At 40.9% G+C, this 16,775-nt stretch carries 18 protein-coding genes, 1 pseudogene and 1 riboswitch; of the genes and pseudogenes, 17 read left to right on the plus strand and 2 right to left on the minus strand.

The annotated features are described in order from the left end of the window. Window positions 1-198: 198 nt before the first annotated feature. Both PCH02S_RS36625 and PCH02S_RS37140 read left to right on the plus strand, forming a co-directional pair. Window positions 199-432, plus strand: a complete 234-nt coding sequence (locus PCH02S_RS36625) for a response regulator (protein WP_246069408.1) — start codon at window positions 199-201, stop codon at window positions 430-432. Next, window positions 353-520 (plus strand): helix-turn-helix domain-containing protein, encoded by a 168-nt coding sequence (locus PCH02S_RS37140; protein ID WP_407670157.1) that lies wholly within the window; start codon window positions 353-355, stop codon window positions 518-520. The genes PCH02S_RS36625 and PCH02S_RS37140 overlap by 80 nt, the downstream gene beginning before the upstream one ends. Before the next feature lie 22 nt (window positions 521-542). Here PCH02S_RS37140 and PCH02S_RS34325 read toward each other — a convergent pair whose 3' ends face one another. Further along, entirely contained in the window at window positions 543-917 is a 375-nt protein-coding gene (locus PCH02S_RS34325) for a hypothetical protein (RefSeq protein ID WP_127458595.1), read from the minus strand. 210 nt (window positions 918-1,127) lie between these two features. Between PCH02S_RS34325 and PCH02S_RS34330 the strand changes: the two genes are divergently transcribed. From PCH02S_RS34330 to PCH02S_RS34390, 14 genes and pseudogenes are all read left to right on the plus strand, one after another. After that, window positions 1,128-1,619: a hypothetical protein gene (locus PCH02S_RS34330; RefSeq protein WP_127458596.1), complete on the plus strand. Its 492-nt coding sequence runs from the start codon at window positions 1,128-1,130 to the stop codon at window positions 1,617-1,619. A gap of 146 nt (window positions 1,620-1,765) precedes the next feature. Next, entirely contained in the window at window positions 1,766-2,677 is a 912-nt protein-coding gene (locus PCH02S_RS34335; protein WP_127458597.1) for an aldo/keto reductase, read from the plus strand. Window positions 2,678-2,836: 159 nt separating this feature from the next. Beyond that, window positions 2,837-4,792: a hypothetical protein gene (locus PCH02S_RS34340; protein ID WP_127458598.1), complete on the plus strand. Its 1,956-nt coding sequence runs from the start codon at window positions 2,837-2,839 to the stop codon at window positions 4,790-4,792. 566 nt (window positions 4,793-5,358) lie between these two features. Then, window positions 5,359-6,930, plus strand: a complete 1,572-nt coding sequence (locus PCH02S_RS34345; protein ID WP_127458610.1) for an FAD-dependent oxidoreductase — start codon at window positions 5,359-5,361, stop codon at window positions 6,928-6,930. Window positions 6,931-6,975: 45 nt separating this feature from the next. Beyond that, window positions 6,976-7,206 carry a hypothetical protein gene (locus tag PCH02S_RS34350; protein ID WP_127458599.1) on the plus strand — a complete coding sequence of 77 codons (231 nt, stop codon included), beginning with the start codon at window positions 6,976-6,978 and terminating at the stop codon, window positions 7,204-7,206. Between the two features lie 280 nt (window positions 7,207-7,486). Then, window positions 7,487-7,669 carry a hypothetical protein gene (locus PCH02S_RS34355; RefSeq protein ID WP_127458600.1) on the plus strand — a complete coding sequence of 61 codons (183 nt, stop codon included), beginning with the start codon at window positions 7,487-7,489 and terminating at the stop codon, window positions 7,667-7,669. Window positions 7,670-7,866: 197 nt separating this feature from the next. Next, entirely contained in the window at window positions 7,867-8,457 is a 591-nt protein-coding gene (locus tag PCH02S_RS34360; protein WP_127458601.1) for an HAD family hydrolase, read from the plus strand. A gap of 59 nt (window positions 8,458-8,516) precedes the next feature. Next, window positions 8,517-9,041, plus strand: a complete 525-nt coding sequence (locus PCH02S_RS34365) for a hypothetical protein (RefSeq protein WP_127458602.1) — start codon at window positions 8,517-8,519, stop codon at window positions 9,039-9,041. A 577-nt stretch (window positions 9,042-9,618) separates the two neighbouring features. After that, window positions 9,619-10,131: a DUF1003 domain-containing protein gene (locus PCH02S_RS34370; RefSeq protein ID WP_127458603.1), complete on the plus strand. Its 513-nt coding sequence runs from the start codon at window positions 9,619-9,621 to the stop codon at window positions 10,129-10,131. 269 nt (window positions 10,132-10,400) lie between these two features. Beyond that, window positions 10,401-10,544 (plus strand): DUF6557 family protein, encoded by a 144-nt coding sequence (locus PCH02S_RS37145; protein ID WP_407670158.1) that lies wholly within the window; start codon window positions 10,401-10,403, stop codon window positions 10,542-10,544. A 315-nt stretch (window positions 10,545-10,859) separates the two neighbouring features. After that, complete coding sequence (locus PCH02S_RS34375) at window positions 10,860-11,852, plus strand: DUF3231 family protein (protein WP_127458604.1); 993 nt, start codon at window positions 10,860-10,862, stop codon at window positions 11,850-11,852. A gap of 367 nt (window positions 11,853-12,219) precedes the next feature. Continuing rightward, window positions 12,220-12,320, plus strand: a riboswitch (purine riboswitch). 80 nt (window positions 12,321-12,400) lie between these two features. Next, window positions 12,401-13,348 carry an EamA family transporter gene (locus PCH02S_RS34380; protein WP_127458605.1) on the plus strand — a complete coding sequence of 316 codons (948 nt, stop codon included), beginning with the start codon at window positions 12,401-12,403 and terminating at the stop codon, window positions 13,346-13,348. Window positions 13,349-13,552: 204 nt separating this feature from the next. Beyond that, complete coding sequence (locus PCH02S_RS34385) at window positions 13,553-14,011, plus strand: NUDIX hydrolase (protein ID WP_127458606.1); 459 nt, start codon at window positions 13,553-13,555, stop codon at window positions 14,009-14,011. A 137-nt stretch (window positions 14,012-14,148) separates the two neighbouring features. Continuing rightward, window positions 14,149-14,387 (plus strand): annotated as a pseudogene (locus PCH02S_RS34390) (NUDIX domain-containing protein). A gap of 1,149 nt (window positions 14,388-15,536) precedes the next feature. Here PCH02S_RS34390 and PCH02S_RS34395 read toward each other — a convergent pair. Next, entirely contained in the window at window positions 15,537-16,187 is a 651-nt protein-coding gene (locus tag PCH02S_RS34395) for an NADPH-dependent F420 reductase (RefSeq protein ID WP_127458607.1), read from the minus strand. 141 nt (window positions 16,188-16,328) lie between these two features. On the opposite strand from PCH02S_RS34395, the gene PCH02S_RS34400 reads away from it, so the two are divergent. Continuing rightward, window positions 16,329-16,697 carry a winged helix-turn-helix transcriptional regulator gene (locus PCH02S_RS34400; protein ID WP_127458608.1) on the plus strand — a complete coding sequence of 123 codons (369 nt, stop codon included), beginning with the start codon at window positions 16,329-16,331 and terminating at the stop codon, window positions 16,695-16,697. The last annotated feature ends 78 nt before the right edge of the window (window positions 16,698-16,775 follow it).

A 16,775-nucleotide genomic window follows, 5' to 3' on the forward strand; every position in this document is an offset into this window, starting at 1 on the left:
CCTTCCTGGTAATTTGTAACTACGGTATACATTATGTCTGCTAAGTAGCAATTGATTGGACGTATGTACCTATTTGCAGTTATCCGTTAACCAAGATATTCCTCCTGTAAGTTTCGATAAGTTCAGTCGCTGTATCTGACCCCGTGAAAAGGACCGGTCGGGGTACAAGATTTTAACTATGCCAGGCTGGCGCTGAATGTGAAAGCAACTGGGTACATTCTGAAACCTATTCAGCTTAAAGAAGTGACATCCGTATTGAAAAAAGCGCGGGATACCATTGAAATGGAGTTCCAACGCGAACAGGTCATTCAGCGCCTCACGTCGCAGCTTTCAGAAAACATGTCGGCATTGTGTGAGCGTCAAAACGGCCAATCTATCCTATCGTTCCACCAAAATGAAGATTATGGATATTTCCGAAGATTTGGGTTATGAAAACTCCCAATATTTTAGCTATTCATTCAAAAAGTATCTAGGCGAAACGCCTCAGCAGTATAGAAACAGGTTTTCCCTGAAAATATAATTTACCTAAAAATTTCAATCATTCAACATTGAACTGAAGCGACAAGGTTAAACAGTCCGAAAAGCTGATTCGATTGGAAACTGCCCCCGATCACTTGATCATCAAAATGAGTCAAATAAAATGAGAGGGATATGTGATTGGGAAGCACAAGCTGAACCCACTGATTTAAGCAAGCCTCTGCTTGTTGTGCGTTTTGAATGGCAGATCCGTTGCAGACTATGGAGTTATAAGATTGGTGGGTCAAAAATCCTGATGCCATATTGAAATTGGCATTCGTTACATATACATGTAAATTAGTCCCATCTGTTAATTGGATGGTCACCCATTTATTCATACACTGTAAAAGGTTTGCAATCCCTGGTCTGTTATCTTGATAGGACGGGAAGTTATTCCACATATGGTTATCTCCTTTGAAATGAGATTCCTGCATTGCTTCCACCATATGCAACGGAGTGGGCGTTTGTGCACATGGAGTAGGCTGAAACGAATATGTTTCAGTCTTTTCGCTGCGGGATAAGGTTCTTCGCGCAGTCACTACGACGAAAGTAAAAATACATCATTTTTTGTAAAGATAAATCATTACTATTCATTCATAATCGGGCTACACTTGTTTACCAGCAATCCAACTTTTGATGCTTATAAACAGATTTTTGCAACTGGCGCTTTGCTTGAATCCTATTACACGACAATTCTACGTACGGTCTTGGGAACCCTGCTGACGGTTGTTGTTTCGGCTATGCTCGCCTATCCGTTATCCAAACGATATTTGTTAGGCAGAAAATGGTGGATGGGACTCATTATATTTACGATGTTTTTTGGAGGTGGATTAATTCCGACCTATTTGCTGGTCAAAGAGCTGCATATGCTCAATACCATCTGGTCCTTGGTCATCCCAGGCTTCAATGCGACCGAATACCGTTTATACGAAAATGGTGTGTTAATCGAAACGAAATCAATGCAAGCTGCTACGCCTGGCGCTCAAAGTGCGGTGAGTACAATTGCCGGACGTGGAGTTGGTACTTACGAGTACCGGAGTGAATTGGTCAATGCGGGCGGAGTAACCTCCAGTGACGTGCTAACGGTACGAGTAGAGAAATAAACGTAAGGCCTTATATGAAAAATGAAGCAAGCTCTTGTCTAATCTATTAGGCAAGAGCTTGTTTTGTTAAATTGTCCTTCAAGTGAAAAATTGTATATGATAAATGGAAGAGAAATTAGATCCATATTTAGGAGGGATACAAAATAATGAAACGAAACAGATTAGGTGCTTCAGAGCTCATGGTAGGCGAAATAGGATTAGGTTGCATGTCGTTAGGCACAGATCGCCAGCATGCCATTTCTATGATTCATGCAGCATTGGACCGTGGGGTGAATTTTCTAGATACGGCTGATTTGTACGATGAAGGTCTTAATGAAGAAATCGTAGGTTCAGCGATTCAAGGTCGCAATCGTGGCGAAATCATTATTGCTACAAAAGTCGGTAACAGACGAATACCAGGCAAAGAGGGCTGGGTATGGGATGCCTCCAAAGCGTACATACTTTCCGCGGTTAAAGAAAGCTTGAGACGGCTGCGTACGGATTATATTGATTTATATCAATTGCATGGCGGTACACTTGAAGACCCGATCGACGAGACGATCGAAGCTTTTGAACAATTGAAACGAGAGGGGGTCATCCGCTATTATGGCATATCCTCGATACGTCCAAATGTGATTCGGGAATATACAAACCGATCATCGATTATAAGCGTCATGAGTCAGTATAGTTTACTAGATCGACGGCCGGAGGAAGAAGTGCTACCTTTGCTTGCCGAGCATTTAATCAGTATGATAGCACGTGGTCCAGTGGCGAAAGGAATTCTGTCGAATAGGGGACGGCGGCTTCAGGAAAATTACCTTGACTACACAGGAGAATCAATTAGCAGCCTGTATCCCAAATTACTGGATTCAGCCAATGTAAATGGCCGCAGTTTAAGTCAGCTTGCCATTCGCTATGTGCTTTCTCATCCTGCGGTGGCTGTGACCATCCCAGGGGCTAGCTCTTTAGAACAATTGTTGGAGAACATCGCCGTTGCAGAGGCCCCTCCCCTAAGGGATGAAGAGATCATTTTGCTTCAGAAATTGACGCGTTCAAATAGGTATGAACAACATCGATAATTTGTATCTTCATACGAGTAGCTCCACAGTCCGCAGCTGTTGAGCTACTCGTGTTATTTATGCTGAATCTAATGAGTGGATATAGGAAACTTTGGAACAAATACCGAGTATAACCAATATAGCGATTTAAGTTGAGAGAATGAATAGGAGTGTGATCCAATGAGCTGGAAAAAAGCAGCCATTGCGGCTGTAGTTGGAGCGCAAGTCATGATGTCATGTGCTTTCGACGCTTCAGCGGAAGGAGCAACTGTTGTTTGGAAGCCCATACCTAGCGTGCAGCCGGAGTTCCAGCACGAAATGTTCCCTTCGGAGGTCCCCGAATCAGGTAGAGTGCCTGCGGTTATTCAGTTATTGAGCAACATCCCTTATTATGACAAATACGAAGATTCCGGTGGTCAACCTCAGGGCTATCTAGCTCCTCAGGAGGTGCAAGTAGTCAAGGCAGGCATGCCTTGGTCGGATGCGCATAATTGGTGGAAAGTCCGCACCTGGCTTGGCGATAAGTGGATCAATGTGCCTTCAAAAGCGTTGGACGTCGCTCCACCGAAGCAAATATCGCTGCTGGACAATACGCTGATGTATGCCAACCCGGATACCAATTCACCATCAACGGGTTCATTGGCACCGCAGGATGTGGAGGTGGTGGCTGCTGCGAAAAGGTGGTTTGTTGCCGATAACTTCGATTACAATACGATGACATGGCTGCAGATTCATACGACTTGGCTCGGTGATCAATGGATTCAAATTCCTCTTAATCGCATTGGTACGCTGCGGAGCGTTGTCCCTGAGAAGGAATATTTCATGAACGTAAGCAGCATTCCGCAAGGTGTTGGGGAAATTACAGCAGAGTTCATTTCGCCATTCAACAGCACAAGCTATCGTGTAGAGACAAAGAGCGGAGTTCAGTGGATGTATTACCGAGGCGCGAGGGTTGAAGAGTCCCAAGAAAGTTTAGTATTGTATACGCGAACAACGCTTTTTGCACAACCTGATTCCTATGGGGAAGAGGTGGCCATTCTTCAGCCTCAGAAAGTCGAAGTGTTCGAACGAATTAACAATAATCCATATGGGAACTCACAGGATGAATCCATCTGGTATCATGTTCATACATCGGCAGGGGATGGTTGGGTGAATAAACAGTTTGCCGATCCGATAGATGCCAAACCGACAGACGTGGCCATAGAATTGAAATCCAATGCGGAGTTGATGAACTATCCCTTAGGTAATTGGTATAAATTCGCACAAGCTTCCCCTCAAATTGTACATCCGATTCGTTATTGGGATGATAGCGTAGGGAACCGTTGGTACCAGATCGATTCTTATGTTGGGCTTGCCTGGTTGAAGTTAAATTCATATTCCGATCGAATTGTGACTGATGGATTTGATCCGGCTATAGACATGTCCTTCTACACTTTGTACTACAACAGTGCGAAGATTGATGGCGACGAGCTTAAGCTTCAAGACCGACAGGTGGGATATATGCGCGATAACGCTTGGTATATATCCATTCCCTTTTTATCCGAAGGTTTCCGATACGACAAAAGTGAGTCTGGAGGCTGGACCACTTATCAGAACAGCAGGTTTGGCAATGGTTTTCGCATTCAGGCTGGCTCCTTGCAGGCGACAACACTTTGGAATGGTAAAGAGGTACAACAGGTAAACTTGACGGCAGCACCACAGGTCTCGCCAAACGGAGAAATATATCTGAACGAAGCCGATGTACGGTACTTGTTCGGTACTCTTATTACTAAGGTTGATAACTCCCTTACTTTTACACTTCAGGCCTACAATGTGACTACTCTTGCTATTCCCACATCAGTGGATTCCGATCAGATAGTGCTCAATGTAGCTTTTAGAGACAGCACTCAGCAGCTCGCGGCCGACGCTTCACCTGAGTTAAGACCCAAGTTGACTGTCGAAGAGAACGGAGTCCCACCGGCAGAGGCTATTCAGGCCTATTCAAAATGGGTTGCACCCCTTCAGTGGGACATGGCTTTCTTCCAATACCAAGCTGCCAAGCCGCTGAAGGTCGGGCAGAACCAGCTGCGGGCTAGACTTGAGATTGGCGGCAGGATTTTATGGCAGCATGAATTTACGGTTATGAGGACGAAATAGATTGGTGAGCGGGAGCCTTCATCCTTTTTGAGGATGGAGGCTTTTTTGTATGGTTTAGGCTTGGGAGAAGTTTAAGCCTTATTGATTGCAACGCGAATGAGCGTTTCGCGCTAATTAATCATAGCGCGGCATTGAGCGCCTTGTGCCACGGCCCCTTGCTCCATGTCTACGTTGTACGTTATACAACATAAAACAGCTTTAAAGCCCACCACCCTACTCTTCATTGCACTAATTGCAATAAATTCAAGCAAAATAGCGTGAAAACCGCACTATCCTGCTTTCCACGTTGTCATTTGTACAACGTGGAAGGAGCCAGTGGCTGATTTGAGGCCTCTATGCTGCACAAAGTGCAACATAGGGATGATTGTGATTATAGGTTGATCTGTCATTCGACAGCTTTTTTAACATTGGAGTTAATTTTTATACATTAAATGATTTCAACCGAGGAATCCCTGGAAGCTTATAAAATTGAGATAACTTTGCAACTTTAAGAAGATCCCATCCGTCTATTATATAGGCTTAATTTTACTAATGTGGATGAAGGAGGTAAAAGTTGAATGATGAACATGGAACGAGATCTGCACGTAGATATTGCAATAATAGGCGGAGGAGTGGGAGGGTGCGCTGCAGCATTGGCTGCCTGTAGGATGGGGAAAAATGTGTATATGACCGATGAATTCGACTGGATTGGCGGTCAGTTGACGAGTCAGGCTGTGCCGCCTGACGAGCACAAATGGATCGAGCAATTCGGCTGTACACGAAGTTATCGCCAATTTCGCGACGAGGTCAGAGAGTACTACCGGCAACACTATCCGTTGTCCGAGTATGGGCGTTCGGTGTACTATTTGAATCCTGGAAATGGTGGAGTAAGCCGGCTGTGCGCTGAACCACGTGTCACGCATGCCGTATTGCAGCAGATGCTCGCGCCGTTCGTTAACAGCGGGAAACTTACCATCCACACACGAAGTAAAATTGTAAAAGCGTGTAGACATGGCAACGAGATCCAAGCCGTTACTGTCAAACGCGAAAACGGGGAAAGGCTGACTGTCCATGCACCTTATTTTCTAGATGCAACGGAATGTGGGGATGTATTGCCACTTGCGGAAGTCGACTACGTAACCGGAGCAGAATCGAAGTCAGTAACAAACGAACCTCATGCCTTGGAGGGTCCCGCGGATCCTCATGATATCCAGGCTTTTACTTACTGCTTTGCGATGGACTACTTCGAAGGAGAGAATCATGTCATAGATAAACCTCATGATTACGAGTTCTGGCGTTCATTTCAGGCACCATTTTGGCCGAATCCGCAGTTGAATTGGGTATCGCCTGATCCCAAAACGTTGGAACCAACAGAAGAAACGCTCTTTCCCGGTACGGATAAATACCCTTTGTTTATCTATCGCCGAATTGTGGATAAAGCGAACTTCGCGGCAGGGACATACACGTCGGACATTTCGTTAGTCAATTGGGCGCAGAACGATTACTTTCTTGGAAATGTTTATGATGTACCTGAACAGTTGGCCGAAAAGCATCTATATCAAGCGAAACAACTGAGCTTTTCTTTGTTATATTGGCTGCAAACAGAAGCTCCTCGGCCTGACGGGGGAGTGGGATACCCAGGGTTGAGGCTGCGTCCGGACGTCGTCGGGACCGCTGACGGCATGGCCCAGGCGCCGTATATTCGGGAATCGCGTAGAATTAAAGCGGAATTTACGGTTTTGGAACAGCACGTAAGCACAGCTATCCGAGGCGATCAAGGAGCAGTAGAGTTCCCTGACAGCGTAGGGATTGGATGTTACCGAATCGATTTGCATCCGAGTATGACGGGACGGAACTTCCTCGATATTTCTTCAATGCCTTTTCAGATCCCATTAGGAAGTCTGATCCCCAAGCAGGTTACGAACTTGCTAGCTGCCTGTAAAAATATAGGAACAACCCACATTACTAACGGTTGCTACAGGCTTCATCCCGTTGAATGGAATATCGGGGAGTCTGCAGGCTATACGGCTGCTTTTTGTTTGAACCAAGGCATGACCCCAAGTGAGGTTCGCGCTGACACAGCAAAGCTCAAAGAACTTCAAGCTTTACTGACGGCGAACGGCATCGAACTGGCATGGCCTAAGATTGGAGCTGTATAAACAACCTATCAAAGATCAACTTGTTCTTAAAAAGGGGGGCTTTTTATGGAGCATAAAAAAAATTTGCTTTACGGGATAGTAGCTGGAGTACTCCTTCTTTTCTTAAATAATTCTATTGCTTTCAGTACAATAAAAAGTCTTTTCGATAGCATGCCAATTGCTTATATTACTGTTAGATGCATGCTCTATATTCTATCTTTTATTGGTATTTTGACGGTGGCTTTTTGTTCAATAGAATTGATAATAGATGTACATAAATTCAGAAAGCAAAGATAAACTTGTCGGGTGACAAAAATACGGTTACATTAAAGTCGCATGTTATGCGGCTTTTTCATATTATGTCCTCATTTCCTTACGGATCGGACAATGTTAAGAAAAGAAAGGGTGCCAATATTAAAATGAAACTAACTTATTTGCGCTGGGACAGTATTGCAATAATTGCAATTGCTGCACTATTCATAGGACTTAAGGCGTTGTTAACGATTCTAAACATAAATCCATTACAAATGTAGAGTTGATAGGGGAGCAAACAATTTACGGAAAGTCGGGCTCCCAAATGATCGTACGAATGGGAAAAACAGTGGCTGTAGCTACGAATAAAGAAGGTATTCCGGATCTTACTGCAGGTTTGGATCTTCAGGCCGATCTCTACACAGATAACGAGATTTGGATCACGGTTCGCGGAGGGTATACAGTTTATAATGAGAGCGGAAAGAAAATCAAACCCATTATTGAATGATTAGATTATCTCGTTCCCGATGGGAAGTAGGGAAGAGATAGGTACAGTTTAACGTTGAACTATACATATAAACACTAGTGGAGGTAGCTGAGATGATGGCTGCTTTTTCATTGAACTGACGGGAGATTAGTTGAACTAGAGGTGTTTGTACTCTATAAGTCGAATATGTTTGAAACTTTTTAGTGGAGGTTTCTTGCATGGCTGATAAAGAATTAGTCCTCGATATTGGTGGGGTGCTTGCTACTAATTTTTCTCCTCATTTTTGGAAAGATCTGTCGGAACAATCTAGTACTCCTTATGCAATGCTTTTTAATTTTAGAAAGGAAATACGTGAAGAGTTATGGACTGGAAAGATGCCAGAGGAGGGGTTCTGGGAACAGTTGCATTTGAAATTTCCTGCAATTCATATAGAAAACGCAAAAGAAATCCTTATTTCAAATATTCGTCCAATGCCAGCTATTGAGAAAGTAAAGATTTGGAGTAAATACGCAAATATCCATATATTAAGTAACCATCGCATAGAGTGGATTAAATCCATTCTTAAACCTATCGAACCTTATGTATGCAGTATTACAGTATCCAGTGAAGTAGGTTGCTGCAAGCCTAAGCCTGAAATATACGCTCTAGTGCATGAGCAACTAAACCACCAGGGAGATATATTGTTTGTTGATGATCAGGATAAAAATTTTAATGAAGCAAATTCGCTCGGGTGGAAAACCATATTAGCCGACGAAAAAGGGGCCTGGATTTATAATGTCACTTCACTTTTGTCAGCTGTAGAAGATTGATTCAATGCAGTAAAAGATCAATTGTAGATAAACCGGTTTAGGATAGGTGTGTTATATACATGAAAAGGTTGGAATTAATACAGAAGACACAATATGATTTTGATGCAGCCTTAGAGGATAGGGAAATAGAAGCACTTAAAATTTGGAATTGCAAAATTAAAGATTACTCAAAACTTAATTCTTTAACGAAATTAACCGAGCTAGAAATCTTTAGCTTTGATGGGACGTTAGATGATATGTGCAATCTTAGGAACCTATCAAAGTTGAGGTTGATACATATGCCAAAAGTAAATAAATTAGATAAATTGGGGCTATTAACCAACTTGCAGGAGTTATCTCTAGAATCTTTACCAAGTTGGGATTCCTCAGGGAAAACGTTGGTTTTTGATAATCTGAATCCAATAGGTAAGCTATCGAACCTTAAAAAATTAGTAATAATGAAAAGCATAGCAGAGGAATTCGGCTTAAAGCCATTAGGTCACTTGAAACAATTGCAAAAGTTTGAAACAGAGAATACATTTTCGACCTATGACTTTGCATGGTTATCGGCTCAATTAAGAAATACAGAATGTGTTTTTTTTTAAACCTTATCATGAAGTGAGATACTCCCAATGTAAGAAATGTGGTTCCAACAAAGTTAAACTAACTGGTATCAAACGAAATAACTTGCTCTGCCCGAATTGCAATAAAAACAAAATAAACGAACATGAAAATATCTTTTATAAGATTGTTACTGAGAGTAGTGGAACTTCTTGAAAACCTTTAAAACCATTACGCTAACGCAGAACGTTAGTTGAACGGATATTGGAGTAGTTTACCGCGTCAGCTCCTTTTTCGTTTTTGAGTAACGGTTAGTGGAATAGATTGTGTTAGAATATTGTTGATAATATCTTTTGGATTGGGTAGGGGGAAATTAAGAGACTATATGGAATGCTAATGCTTAATCATGAGCATCCCTATATTAAGTATGCTGCAGCTATTTACATGCTTTCGAGGAGAATCGATCTTTGTATGAAATCCATTGGTATTTATAAATTCTTAAAGATAAAGATATTGCGAACTCGATTGAGCCTGAATTTGAAAGGACAATGATAAGGCCTATGAGCCTAATATTAATTAGTAAAGGATGAATTAAACAAATACAATGGGAATGGTGATAACATGGAGAAGGAAAACACAAAGGATTTAAAAGAATACGCAGGACGAATTCAACAATTGGTTGAAAATTTTCAAAGCAATATACATGACCATTTAAATGAAGATTATGCAAAATCAACAAAATGGTCAGATAAACTTGCTGATAATGTAGCGGAGTTTGTTGGAAGTTGGAAATTTATTAATATCTTCATTGTATTTTTGGCAGCTTGGGTTATCTTAAACACATTGGCGATCACTAAGGTCATTCATTTTGATGAACCACCTTTTATTTTATTAAATCTTTTATTATCCTTTCTTGCTGGATTCCAAGCTCCAATTATCATGATGAGTCAGAATAGACAGTCAGCAAGAGACAAACAAGAAGCTATAATTGATTTTGCAATCAATTATAAAGCGGAGCAAGAAATTGATGATATGCAGGGTCATCTGCATAGACTTGAGGCAGATTTTGCTGAGTTTAGGAATGAAGTGAAAGAAGATTTGGCGGAGATTAAAAAGCTTTTACAGGGGAAATAAAAAGACTTTTTTAAGAAGAGAAACTATCGAAAATTTCAATTCTCCTATAGCCCTGTTTTAGTTAGGTTGGGGTTTAATCTCGGAAATCTTGTGAAAAACAGATAAAATAACCAAGCCAATCATTCCACTTGGAAGGTGATAAATCCCAATATCCCGACCATTCTGCAGAATTATTCTTCCCGTGTACTCGATACTCTTCTACATCTTTATCAGCTAATATACTTTGTTCAGAAACTTGTTCTGATTCTTGCTTATCAATATGAATTACCATTGATAATAGCGTATTTGATGTATTAACTAATGAACAAATAATCGCATTATGTCTTTATGAAATGACTTGGTTTGGATATACAGAAGAGGACATTGCTAATAGATTAAATATGTTAGGTAATGAAGAAGAAATTAACAAATAAACTATGAAGGTTCTCAGATGTGGCAATAGCATTCGATAACACCACCCTCGGTTCTTTCGACAGAGTTCTTTCCGCTAATGAGGAACGATAGTTGAATGAGCGATTTAAAGCAATTTAGAATAAGTCTTTTAGATCAAGGACTTTAAATTTTGGAAGCGTAAGTTTGCCTTGATTAATTTGAAGTTTTTTATCGGTTGATTATAAATTTAGGATGATTGAGGATAAATAATAAAATTTTACATATTGAATTTCTTATTGGGTAAGATTAATAATGCTTTCACACCTTCTAACTCTAGAAAAGAGGACTATGCAATTATGAAATCTGTGCTCACAGGAACTGAAATGGGGAAACTTTGGGCGACTTATATCGGAAATTCAATGGGAAAATGCATGCTCAATTATTATCTAAAGAATGTAGATGATCCCGAGATTAAAGTGGCTTTAGAATATGCAATGGAGTTAAGCAATAATAATATCCAAACAATTGAGTTCTTCTTTAATCAAGCAAACTTTCCTATACCTCTTGGGTTTACTGATAGTGACGTGAATTTGAATGCGCCTCGGTTGTTTATTGATGAGTTTTATCTTCATTATTTGAAATATGCGAGTAAAGCTGGTATGAGTCTCTACTCGATTGCAGTACCATTGGTTACAAGAAGAGATATTCGGGATTTTTTTATCAAATGCGTCCAAGATACAATGAAATTGCAGTCAGTGGTTGCGGTAATTTCAGAATCTAAAAATGAGCTAATGAATTCGCCTGTCATTCAGCCCCCAGAAAAAGTTGATTTTGTACATAGTGAAAAGTTTCTGGGTTCTTTTTTCGGAAAAGGCAGACCCCTACAAGGATTAGAAATTGCGCATATCTTCGGAAATCTGAATAACGATATCACAAGCAAAGCACTTATTATTGGATTTGCTCAAGTAGCAAATGACAATAAGGTAAGAACATTTCTAGAACGCGGAAAAGATATTAATCAAAAGCACATTGAATCTTTAACAGAAAAGTTGTCCCAGGATGGATTGCCCTCCCCGACACTAATAGATCATTTCGTGACTTCTTCGACAGTCTCACCATTTTCTGACAAAATCATGGTTTTTCATAAAGTGGACATGTTTAATGTGAAAATAAGGGAGTATGCCAATGGCATATCGCTTGACGGTAGAAAAGATATTGGTGCTTTATTTTTGAAATGCCAAGCGGAAGTAATGTTATATGTGGAAGATGGTGCAAATCTCTTGATTGAAAATGGATGGTTAGAAAAACCACCGGAGGCAATTGACCGTAGTAAATTCTTGAATAAATAACTCATTGATCAGAACACCATGTTCGTTCCAATAAAGGGAGCAGTTTGCCGCGCAGGCAGCAGCTCCCTTTTTCATTAAAGTAAGGGGTGGGATGTTTCCAATATGTGTTAAAATATAACTTAGTCTCTTTACAGGGCTTCTTTTTGAACTAAAAGGACACCTTGAATAATTTTAATGCCACTTACGCTAATTATAGGCGTATTTTTACACCAAATGAGAAATTCGATTTTAGGAGAGAGTGAATTTTCTATTCTCGGAATTAAGCTCTAATGGGACACTATAGCTTAATAAAGACACCATGGCAGCCGGCATCAGTTGACAAATGCGAGCGAGCGCCTTATTATTTGTTATGTTGTTTTGCTTTAGTTTGAGGAATCAACAATACATTCGTATAACCCCATGAAATACAGGGTGGGGGTCTCTACAGGAAGCCTTAACTTCCTTGCTACGAATATGGAATCGAGTTTCAACGATTCTATATTCGATAGTAAGGAAGTTTTTTTGTTTCCAATATACAGTAGAAGAAACCCAAGGAAGGAATCATAACGATGAAATACAGAATATTGGTTTTGTTAGGCGCAGTCTGTTACGGCATTCTATCGACAATCGTTACAAAGGCATACGCAAAAGGCTATACGCTCGGAGAAATCGTGGGAAGTCAATTATTGACGGGGTTCGTATTGGCTTGGACTCTTGTTCTATTCATGAAATCGAAAGGAAGATGGAGCGCAAATGTTAAGACGACGTCTTCATCCACGACGGCTGCCACGAAGTTATCGTGGAGGCATCGCGTCATCCTGATGGTCGCTGGTGTGCCTACAGCTGTAACAGGCTTGTTGTATTACCAATCCCTGCGATATATTCCCAATTCGCTAGCCATTCTGTTGTTATTCCAATTCACATGGATGGGGGTTTTGATCAATTCGGTCGAACAGAGGAGGCGTCCGAACGGCATCATGTTGATCACGCTGACCGTCCTGTTTGGAGGGACATGGCTAGCGGCCGGCATACTTGATCAAGGCTTGTCTGAGTTTAACTGGAAGGGCGTCATTTTTGGCTTTATGTCCGCGATAAGCTACTCGTTGTTTATTCTGTTCAGTGGCAAAGCTGTGCCTTCCATGCATCCGATATACCGAAGCGCTTGGATGGTTACAGGGGGGATGTTATTTGTATTTTTCTTGTTCCCACCCAGCTTCCTGTTCAACCATGCGCTATTGGAGGGATTGCTTCCGTTTGGGGTACTGCTCGGCTTGTTTGGCGCGTTCTTGCCTCCATTATTGTTCGCGGTAGGGGTTCCGAAAATTGGAGAAGGTTTGACAGGCATTCTCGGTGCCGCCGAGTTGCCTGTCGCGGTTATGCTGTCATCCATCGTTCTACACGAGCACGTAAGCTTGCTCCAATGGGCTGGGGTCCTGTTGGTACTGCTTGCGGTTGCTTTTCCCGAGCTGATGAAGCGAACGAGATGGGTCGGTCGCAAAGATACCGTATCCGGTTGACACAAAAGCCGCAACCGGCTAAATATTGTTCATTTCTTTATAATCGATCATTGCGCTCAACGGGAAACGTTAGTTGATTGAATTAAACATGAAGGCAGCGGCCAAATAGCCTGCTGCCTTTTTTAAACTACAAGGAAAAATAAAGGGATTTGAGTAGATTGTTAGAAATGTTTTAACAATAAATTCAACGAATGGGGAAGTTTAATGGGCTATGTAGAAGACTTAAGAAAAATTGTAGGTACTATTCCATTAATTCTTGTTGGCGCGGTGGTTATTATCATCGATGAAGAAAATAGAATTTTATTGCAAAAACGAATGCATCATCCAGTAGGGCGTTATGGATTACCTGGCGGGTTAATGGAATTGGGGGAGTCTACAGTAGAAACAGCTCAAAGAGAAGTGTATGAAGAAACAGGACTTAAAGTTAGAAATCTTAACTTAATTGATGTTTTCTCTGGTAAAGAGAATTATATTAAAGCTCCCAACGGTGATGAATTCTATGTTGTTGTTACAGCTTATTGGACTAAGGATTTTAGTGGTAATCTAAGAATTAATGATTCAGAATCCATGAGTTTAGAGTTTATTAGTATTAATGATCTGCCTGACAACATAGCAAAAAGTCATAAAGCAATGATAACAAAGTACAGAACTTTGTTGAACTAACGAGAAAGATAACTCGATAAAATAAATACGAGGGAATACTGCAAGTATTTTGATTGGCCATGTGCCTTTTAATATTGAAAATTGGATGCAAAAGAGTCTATTAATAGTATGACTGTCTTTGCTCTATTTTTTAATGCATCAAGTGTCCTGTTGCCGGGGAATACGTCCGTCATAAAGTTCTTTTAATAAATCGCCCCAATAAACTAGGTTTTCCAGGTTATATTGCTCCTGGAGGCAAAGTTGATTATCTTGAAAGTATAGTTGATGGAGCAATACGTGAAGTGATCAATGGTTGCCAATGCAAGACTGGTTTAAGAGCAGATTTCCATTATTCTTTAAGCAAGGATCCTTTGACGTATTCAAAAGAAATTATTAGTTTATGTCGGTAACAAGGATAACGATCACCTAAAGGAAAGTTACTCCTTCGTTCAAATAGCAAAAGAAAATGGTAAGAACGTTGATATTATTCTCATGGAAGGCAATCATTTTACTTCCTTAGATAAATCAATTCTAGATAGTATTGATAAATTCAATAAAATGTAAGCATTCCTTGGAACTATAAACTAGGGAGGAACGTTAGTTTAACAAAGAACTGATGCTGCTGCGGTGGAGGTAGATATTTCAGTATATAATCACTTGGTTTCCCCCAATGGTAGCAGCAATTGTGCTTGATGCTAACCCCTACATATCGAATATTTTTGTGGAGTTTATTGGCTACTCAGTTGGACTAACTGGATTAATACCTATGGTTATCCTATTACTGTTTCACTTTAACCAATTAATTGCTATGTTAATTTTCTTTCTTATAAAGATATTTGTTTTATATCCATTTTTCGTGTTTGTGTATTTAAAATCTAAAAGAGTAAAATGGCTACCTTTTATGATTAGTTCGCTTCTAAGTTTGTGGGGAGTATTTTTTGGGTTTTTTTGGATGATTGCTGCAATGCAGTGAATTAATCCATTAAACGGGGAACCTTAGTTTTTAATTTTAACAGCACAGCAGCAGACATTATGAATCGATTGCTGCTTAGTTAAGCTATAGATATTTGAAAAAAAATAGCAGCTGCCACGACTATTAATTTCAGTCAAGGCTACTGCTATTTTTAGTAACTTATGCCTCCATACTCTTACGCCGGCCAAGGCTTCAAATATTATACAGGTTTCTGGTGAGTGATTTTTATTAAATTAACAGGAAGGAATGCTTAAATTCAATGTGGAATAAATTGTAATATTGATGCTATTTAGGAGATGATTCTATTTGATTCGTCAAGCTGAACGATCTGATAGAGACCAACTGTACGACCTCTATCGTATGTTAGTACCAAATAGTAAGAAAATCTTCGAACGAGAAGGATATGACGGATCGGTTAGTAAAGGTTTTAAAAAGTACTTCTGATTGAACTAACGAAAGAACGTTAACTAAAATAAATATGGAACCGACAATCCGGACAATTATCGATCCTTAACATATGTGATGAACAAAAGCGCTAAAAAGATTCTACTTCGTACTGCTTTTGTGTTATCTTCATTGTGCTACCTTGAAATTGATCATACCGTGTCCAAGGGCGCTAGCAACGTGAGTAGCCAATAAGGCGAGCCCTTCTGTCGCCTGCGCAGCCGACAGATCACCAAGATCGTATATCCGTTTCCAGCCGAATGCTCCTTTAAGCAAGGCCGAGACCATTTGCTTAGCAGCTGCATCGTTTCCACACATAAACAAGTCGTGATCTCCGTTAGCGACTATACCAGGATTCACCATCACGGCAGCCGCTATGTGGTTCATAGCCTTGACTACTTTAACTTCAGGAAATGTGGTCTGAATTCGTTCGCCGAGCGATTCTCCAGTAGACGTGAAAAGCGATATTCGCCCCTCAGTAAAATTAATTGGAAGGGATATGTCCAAGAGGGTTTTTCCCCGCAGATTTTCTTCCCCTGCCATTTTGAGTGCCTCGATCGCTCCATGGCCGGTTATTGCGTGAACAAGCAAATCGCCGAAGGCAGCCGTCTCGTGGATTGTACTAACTAGGATTGTTTTTTTGTTCACATCTTCTAACCGAAGCCAGTCTGCAAGTTTCTCCGGTTGTCTGGATCCGAGCATTACATGATAACCCTGCCTTGCAAATGCAGATCCTAATGTTTTGCCAGCATTTCCGGCTCCAATAATACCAATTTTCATCTGTATTCTCCTCCTTCATGAGCCGCTGTAGGGACCCTAATACGAGCATATTCCAAATGCCATAATCGCGAAAGAACGCAAATTTTTTTGTTATAGAATGTATTTCTAGTTTAACTAACTTTTTGTAAGGGGAGTGTTGCTATGAATCAACCCGATGAGCATCCATGCTTCCGAGCGATTGTTTCCGCTATCGAAGTCATTAGCGGCAAATGGTCGTATTCTGTAATTTCGCAGTTGTGCCAGGGAACACAGCGTTTCAACCAACTTCGTCGCAATCTGCCTGGTATTAGCATCAAATCGCTGACCGATACCCTTCGTCACCTTGAGCAGCGTGGTATCATTAGCCGTAATGTGGTTCCAACTGTACCGGTTACCGTCGAATATGCATTAACAGAGAGTGGAAAGGCATTCAATGAGGTTCTTGTACGGATGCGCGACTGGGGGGGGACGTGGGGTAGATACAATCTCGATGAAGATTCACATTCATTTACAGAAACCAGCTCGCCATGATTGTTTGCAAGTCGATATAGTATTCCGCTAACAGGGAACGATAGTTCTATTACGACATGACGGCAGCCGACACGTGAT

Origin of the sequence: Paenibacillus chondroitinus NBRC 15376, from assembly GCF_004000765.1 — a bacterium.
GTDB classification, from domain to species: Bacteria; Bacillota; Bacilli; order Paenibacillales; family NBRC-103111; genus Paenibacillus_E; species Paenibacillus_E chondroitinus.